Below are 1,693 nucleotides of genomic sequence, written 5' to 3' on the forward strand. Positions count from 1 at the left end.
GGCGGGTTCTAGCGGTCGTTGCAACACCCAGAATTTTTGGGAGTTGCAACGACCGTGTCGTCTTCAACGGAGGAAGCTGTCGGGCGGAGGAAGTACACGCCTGAGCAGAAGGCTCAGTTCTTCCTTGTGTTGGGCCGCTGTGGGAGTGTGAGCGCGGCCGCGGCGGAGCTCGGCTTCAATCAGATGACGTGCTACCAGTGGGTGCATAAATCACGGCTCCCGGAGCGGGTCCCACGGGACCCTGAGGCTCGTCAGCGGAAATACACCCCTGCCCAAAGGGCTGAGTTCTTCCTGGTGTTCGACCGGCTCAAGAGCACAACGCAGACCGCACGGGAGTTGGGACTGAACCTCGCAACATGTGCCGGCTGGGTCCGTAAAGCCGGGCTGAAAAGCCATGGGAAAACGGGGACGGGTCCGCACTCGGGCCGGGGTGAGTACTTCCGGCTGCGCAAGACCGGCGTGAGTCGGCGGAAAGCCGCCGCGGCGGTCGGGATACATCTGCGGACCGCCGAAGAGTGGGACCAAGGAATCCGGAAATCCAGTGGGCGACGCATTTACCCTGACGGCCGGATGGTCGACTACAAACGTGGTGTGATCACCATGACCCCTCCCGGCGGCGGCGTGGCCGGAACGACACCGGTCCCGGTATCGGCCTTGGAAAAACGCATCGACCCGCGATACCTCGACGTCAAGGAACGGGAGCTGATCCGGGACCTCCACGCAGCCGGGTCCTCGATCAGGGCGATCGCCCGCGCCCTGGGAAGATCGCCTTCAACGATCAGCCGCGAGCTGGCCCGAAACGCCCACCCCGGGATGGGCTACCTGCCGCACGGGGCTCACCGGAAGGCCGCGGCCCGGCGGACCCGGCCCAAGACGGCTAAACTCGCCGCTGAGTCCTCGCTGCGTGAGTATGTGAAGGACAAGCTGCTCCTACGCTGGTCTCCGGAACAGATCAGCAACACGCTGGTCGAAGAGTTCCCCGACGACCCGGAGATGCGCGTGAGCCCAGAGACGATCTATCAAGCCCTCTACCTCCAAGCCAGAGGCGGACTCAAACGCGAGATACAGGCAGCCCTGCGCACCGGCCGGACCCGCCGAAAACCCCACACCACCGGGGAACAACGCACTCCCCGGTTCGTGGACCCCATGATCATGATTTCCGAGCGGCCGCCCGAAATCGAGGACCGAGCGGTGCCCGGCCATTGGGAGGGCGACCTGATCACCGGCGCCAACAACCAATCGGCAATCGCGACCTTGGTCGAGCGCACCACCCGCTACGTGATGCTCGTTCACCTTCAGGACGACCACACCGCTGAAACTGTCCGTGACGGCCTCATCAAGACCATGTCCGCCTTGCCGGCGCACCTGCGAGGTTCCCTGACGTGGGATCAGGGCGCGGAAATGGCAGGACACAAATCGTTCACCCTCGCCACAGACATGCAGGTCTACTTCTGCGACCCCGCCAGCCCCTGGCAACGCGGATCCAACGAGAACACCAACGGCCTGCTGCGACAGTACTTCCCCAAAGGAACCGATCTGTCCGTCTACGGACCCGAAGACCTCGAACACGTCGCCCAGGAACTCAACGGCCGTCCACGCAAAACGCTCGGCTGGAAGACTCCAGCCGAGCGCTTACGTGATTTACTACTAACCACCTAACCAACAGGTGTTGCGACGACCCCTAGAAACCGCC

At 63.4% G+C, this 1,693-nt stretch carries 1 protein-coding gene; it reads left to right on the forward strand.

Going from position 1 to position 1,693, the window contains the following annotated elements:
• Nucleotides 1-459 precede the first annotated feature (459 nt).
• The gene (locus AB0280_RS21495; protein ID WP_307493488.1) at nucleotides 460-1,659 is read left to right on the forward strand and encodes an IS30 family transposase; all 1,200 of its coding nucleotides are present in this window, start codon (nucleotides 460-462) and stop codon (nucleotides 1,657-1,659) included.
• Nucleotides 1,660-1,693 lie beyond the last annotated feature (34 nt).

The sequence above is a fragment of the Pseudarthrobacter sp. 902506025 genome, from assembly GCF_040702325.1.
In the GTDB taxonomy this organism is placed as follows: domain Bacteria; phylum Actinomycetota; class Actinomycetes; order Actinomycetales; family Micrococcaceae; genus Arthrobacter.